This window comes from uncultured Jannaschia sp., assembly GCF_947494025.1.
GTDB lineage: Bacteria > Pseudomonadota > Alphaproteobacteria > Rhodobacterales > Rhodobacteraceae > Jannaschia.
Map to the genome: position 1 here is coordinate 1 of NZ_CANLTQ010000069.1, position 4,573 is coordinate 4,573.

General features: G+C 63.2%; 6 protein-coding genes. 2 read left to right on the forward strand and 4 right to left on the reverse strand.

Translation table 11 applies throughout. The annotated features are described in order from the left end of the window. Positions 1 to 14 precede the first annotated feature (14 nt). The 4 genes from Q1B08_RS20850 to Q1B08_RS20865 all read right to left on the reverse strand — a co-directional run bounded on the left by Q1B08_RS20850 (position 15) and on the right by Q1B08_RS20865 (position 1,706). Positions 15 to 380 carry a BrxA family protein gene (locus Q1B08_RS20850; protein ID WP_299823134.1) on the reverse strand — a complete coding sequence of 122 codons (366 nt, stop codon included), beginning with the start codon at positions 378 to 380 and terminating at the stop codon, positions 15 to 17. Then, positions 377 to 775, reverse strand: a complete 399-nt coding sequence (locus Q1B08_RS20855) for a hypothetical protein (protein WP_299823137.1) — start codon at positions 773 to 775, stop codon at positions 377 to 379. Before Q1B08_RS20855 ends, Q1B08_RS20850 begins: the two co-directional genes overlap by 4 nt. A 260-nt stretch (positions 776 to 1,035) precedes the next feature. Further along, positions 1,036 to 1,452, reverse strand: coding sequence for a type II toxin-antitoxin system VapC family toxin (locus Q1B08_RS20860; RefSeq protein WP_299823140.1), 417 nt, complete (start codon positions 1,450 to 1,452; stop codon positions 1,036 to 1,038). Continuing rightward, entirely contained in the window at positions 1,452 to 1,706 is a 255-nt protein-coding gene (locus Q1B08_RS20865; RefSeq protein WP_299823142.1) for a type II toxin-antitoxin system Phd/YefM family antitoxin, read from the reverse strand. The genes Q1B08_RS20860 and Q1B08_RS20865 overlap by 1 nt, the downstream gene beginning before the upstream one ends. Positions 1,707 to 2,066: 360 nt before the next feature. On the opposite strand from Q1B08_RS20865, the gene Q1B08_RS20870 reads away from it, so the two are divergent. Both Q1B08_RS20870 and Q1B08_RS20875 read left to right on the forward strand, forming a co-directional pair. Beyond that, positions 2,067 to 3,113, forward strand: a complete 1,047-nt coding sequence (locus tag Q1B08_RS20870) for a hypothetical protein (protein ID WP_299823145.1) — start codon at positions 2,067 to 2,069, stop codon at positions 3,111 to 3,113. Continuing rightward, positions 3,110 to 4,360 (forward strand): MBL fold metallo-hydrolase, encoded by a 1,251-nt coding sequence (locus tag Q1B08_RS20875; protein WP_299823148.1) that lies wholly within the window; start codon positions 3,110 to 3,112, stop codon positions 4,358 to 4,360. Before Q1B08_RS20870 ends, Q1B08_RS20875 begins: the two co-directional genes overlap by 4 nt. Positions 4,361 to 4,573 lie beyond the last annotated feature (213 nt).

A 4,573-nucleotide genomic window follows, 5' to 3' on the forward strand; every position in this document is an offset into this window, starting at 1 on the left:
CTCGCTCGCGACAATCATGCCGCCGTGGCGCGGAAAATCCACTTATCCCGGCTGTTCAGTTTTCCCGAACCACCTCTCTCGGCCAGGATCCGGTATTTCCGGCAGGCCGCGACCCACATGAGCGCGCGCGCGTCCGTCATCCCCGCGGAGGCGAGGTGGTCGGTCTCCTCCGGAGAGAGCGCGGAGAGGCGGCCGATGACCTCGTTCCGGATCCGTTTCACAGAATTGGCACCCCCCTTGGCGACGAACACGTCATCGGGCGCGGTCTTGCGGACCTCCTTCCAGGAGGCGCAGGAGCCGCGGAGGCGCGCGAGCTCGATCCCCTCGAAGAGGAAGAGGCCGCCCACGGTGAAGGAGAGGGTGTAAGGGGGTGGAGTCATCCAGCCCCCGCTCGGGCCCGCGCGATCCGGAACGCCTCCTGCAGCCCGAACCAGGTCCGCTCGACATTGGTTTTGCCCGCGTGCTCCAGCGCGCCGTCTTGGTTTACCACGGAGAGCGGCCCCTCGCGGACGACCCAGGCGCCCTTGCGCCATTCCACCCGGATCTCCCGCTCCGCGTCCACCAGATAGCTCTCGGCCGTCGCGATCGTCTCGAGAAGGGTTCCGGACGGGTCCGGACCGAACCGGTCCCGGACCCCGCGCAGCAGTGCGACCCCTTCGTGGAAACCCTCGGTCAGCGTAAGCCCCTGCTCGGCGCACCAAGCCTTCAAGGCGCGGCGGTCGCGTTCCGTCATCCGGAAGTTCACGTTGACCACCTGGTCGAGCGGGTCCGTCATCAGACCGTCCTATTCTCGTTTCGCACGCCGTAAAGAAATAATGATTATATGAATTTTTTAATAATAAGTTGAAACCTGCCGAAGAGATCGACAAGGAGAAGCAGGCAGCTGAGCTGCTCGAAACAGGGTGTTTTTCGAACGCCTGTCGACTGGCTCGGTAGAGCGGGTTTTACAGAATGACCCAATCTCTAGAACGCGCGCTGCAAGACCGATAAGCGCGCTCCATAAAAGGTCTCCTACCCTTTCAAAGGTGACCTTCTTTACACCCAGGGATCGATCAACGGGACCGCCGTCGCCTCGAAGTCCTGCACGTTGCGGGTCACGACGCTCATGCCATGGACCAGGGCCGTCGCCGCGATAAGAGCATCGCGTTCAGACCGCGGGTCCGGAACATGGAGCCGAGCGCAGCGGAGGGCGACGACGCCGTCGACCGGCAGAATGCGGTCGGAGAACGCAGGAAGGACTTGGTCATCCAGCCAAGTGCGCAAGTGGGCCCCCTGCCCCGGGTCACGGCGCTCGATGCGCAGAACGCCGATCTCGAGCTCCATCAAGGTCAGCGCTGAAATATAAAAGCGCCCGGCATCCTGCGCGGCGATCCAGCGGATCACGTTCGGGTCCGCACGGCCGTCCCCGGCCTTCCGCAGCTCGGAGACGACGTTCGTGTCGAGCAGGAACATCAGCCGAGTTCGGCCGGACGGCTCGCGATCGCGCTCTTCGGCGGGTCGAACTCGATCTCCGACAGGCCCGGCATGGCCAAAACCTCGACAAGGTTCCGGGTCTTTCCGACCAGCCTCTCGTAGGCTTCGATGCTGAGAAGGACATGGGCGGGCCGACCCCGGTCGGTGATGAAGACCGGGCCTGCAAGGGCGGCCCGTTTCGCGCGGCTGAGATCCTGGTTCAGTTCGCGGCTGGTCACGGTAACGATCGGCATGATGCACTCCTGTAGTTACGTTTCTACATAGCGTTTGGACGACACTGTATCCAGCAGTCTCTCGTAGGGCATAGGGCCCATCGATGCTGTAGACGCCTCCCGGCGGCATCGTTGCGTCAGGGTACGTTTGCTGTGATCTGTCCTGGAAAGCGTCTACAGCTTCGCCGGCAATTCGATACCGACTCCGGGATGAGCGGCGCGGGCGAGATTCCTTGTCATGCGCTACGCTCAATCCGACGCATGTGGCGTCAAGCTAATATCTGGCGCTAACCTCACATTCAGACGTGAACAGAATCTTCAGGCTTTCTCGTCCATCCGGAAATACGACGCCCTTTTCATGTCGTCCGACCGGAGTACCCCATGCCAACATTCGAGCGAGCCTTCAAAACGACGGACCTGTCCAGATGGGACGCCGGCAATCCCGGCAATGCTGTTCGGGCGCTCTTCGAGAAGTGGGCCCTGCCGGGACAGGACTGGACGAAGGACCGACCTCTGCGGCTAGCGGTTCGCGATGGCTACCTGAATTTCTACTTCAAGGGACAGTCGGTTGCGAAGCTGTCCATCGGCCAGGGCGGTCCGAAGCTCGAGGTCCACAAGGCCTACGTGACCGGCCGTCGGCGCGGGATGGCACGTCACGAGGCGGCGCCCAGCCAGCCCTACCATCGGGTCGATGCGAAGCGGCTCGCCGACCACGCAACGATCGAGCTAGTCGAGAGCTGGATCGAGACGGCAGAGACCTACGCCTCGGCGGAGAAGCGTTTTGTAGACGATCTCGTCGCAGCCAATCCCGGGACGCTCGACCTAGAGATGGGCCTGCCGGCGAACGAGGACGCCAGTGGATGTCGGGTCGCGCCGCGAATGGACCTTGTCGTTGCGCAAGTGAACGGCAAGGCCACGCCGTCGATCGAATTCTGGGAAGCCAAATGCGCCGACAACGGCGAGCTGCGCGCGTCGAAGCCCTACGAGGAATGTGAAGACGGGAGCTTCGTCGGCCCTAAAGTTCTGAACCAGGTTTCGAAATACGTGAGCTGGATGCAGGGCCCCAATCGGATTCAGGAGGTCAGCTCGGCCTACACGGAGACGGCCAAGGCGCTACTCGACCTTCACCGGCTTTTTCACGGCGATACGGATCGACACGCCGAATGCCTCTCGGTCTGGCGGACGCTGGCCGGATCGGATGCCCCGGTTATAATCGTGCAACCCGGCGTTGTCATCGGGAACTATTGGCCGGGCGGGCATCACGTGGCTGATGCACATGCGACCCGGATGGAGCGCAACGCAGCTACCTTTACTGAGAACGGGCATCGCAAAGAACTCAAGCGCAACGGGGTTTGTGTCTACGAGGTCGGACCGGATCATGGAGGTCCGCTCCTGCCCGTCCTCGCCCTCCAGAGATTGGCGGCATGACGCTGACCCTGACCGTCCATCGTGGCACCCGGACGATTGGCGGGTCCTGCATCGAGATCGCCGGCCCCGACGGTGAACGGCTGATCCTCGATGCCGGTCTGCCGCTCGACGCCCCCCGCGGGATGTCGGGGCTGCTTCCGGAGAGCCTCGACCTCACCCGCCCGGCGACCCTCCTCATCAGCCATGCTCATCTGGATCACTGGGGTTTGCTTCAGGAGCTTCCCGCCAATTGGACCGTCTGGTCCGGTGCGAAGACGGCAGAGCTGATACGGCTGTCGGCTGAAATTACAGACTCTCCCATCACGCGCCGGATTCAGACCTGGCATAGCCGAAGCGGATCGCTTTCGATCGGCGGTTTCACCGTCACGCCAACCCTGACCGACCATTCGGCACCCGATGCCTACATGCTGCGGATCGAGGGGTTCGGACGTCGCATTCTATATACCGGCGACTTCCGCGTACACGGCCGCAAGAGCACGCTGGTGGAGAAGATGATCGCAGAGCCTCCCAAGGCAGTCGATGTGCTCCTGATGGAAGGGACCAATCTCGGAACCGACAAGCCCGTCGTGACGGAAAAAGCTCTCGAGGACGAGTTCGTCGCTTTGGCGAAAGAAACCAGGCGCCACGTCTTCGTGTCCTGGTCGGCGCAGAATGTCGACCGGACAGTGACGCTGTTCAGGGCGGCAAGGCGAACCGGTCGGAACCTTGTGGTCGACCTCTACGGCGCGGACGTCCTGCGCCGGATTGTAGATGGCACCGATCTGCCTGTGCCCGGTCCGGATTTCCCTGACCTGAGGGTCCTCATCACGCCCAGTGGCAAACGCCTTTATACCCGCCTCGGGCGCGAAGACTACGTGACCGAAATGGCCACGAAGCCGTTCTCTACGTCGCGGAAGCGCCTTGCCGGGGAGCCGGCCATCATCATGCTGCGGGACTCGATGCTGAAGGAGTTCGAGGCAGACGCTCTGGGGTTCACCCCGGAGGACGCCTACGTCTTCTCCAGCTGGAGCGGCTACCTCGATCCCGGCGATCCAACCTCCGGCTGGGCGCGCGCCCGGGCGGCCGGGGCGAAGACGGTAAAGCTCCACACCTCCGGGCATGCCGGTCCGAAGGACCTGTCGCGCTTCGCGTCGGCCATTGCCCCCAAGGCGCTGGTCCCCGTGCATGGTCTCGGATGGGACGACCCGGGCATCGCCCTGCCCCCGGTTCGAAGGCTGGCCGATGGCGAAGTGTGGGCTCTGACCTGAGACGGAGAGCCAAGGCCCCGGCACGAGAACGCCGCGGGCCTCATCCCATTCGAAAGCGTCGCCCGCGTCACTTGGTGGAACGGCATGCCGCGCGAGCCGCAAAAGCCGCGCCTCACGCCTCGCGCCTGACAACATAGCCGGCAACTGTACTTAGCCAGGTGTCTGCTGCGTGTAGTCTGTTCCTGCTGCGAGCATGGCGTTGAGGGTGCAGAG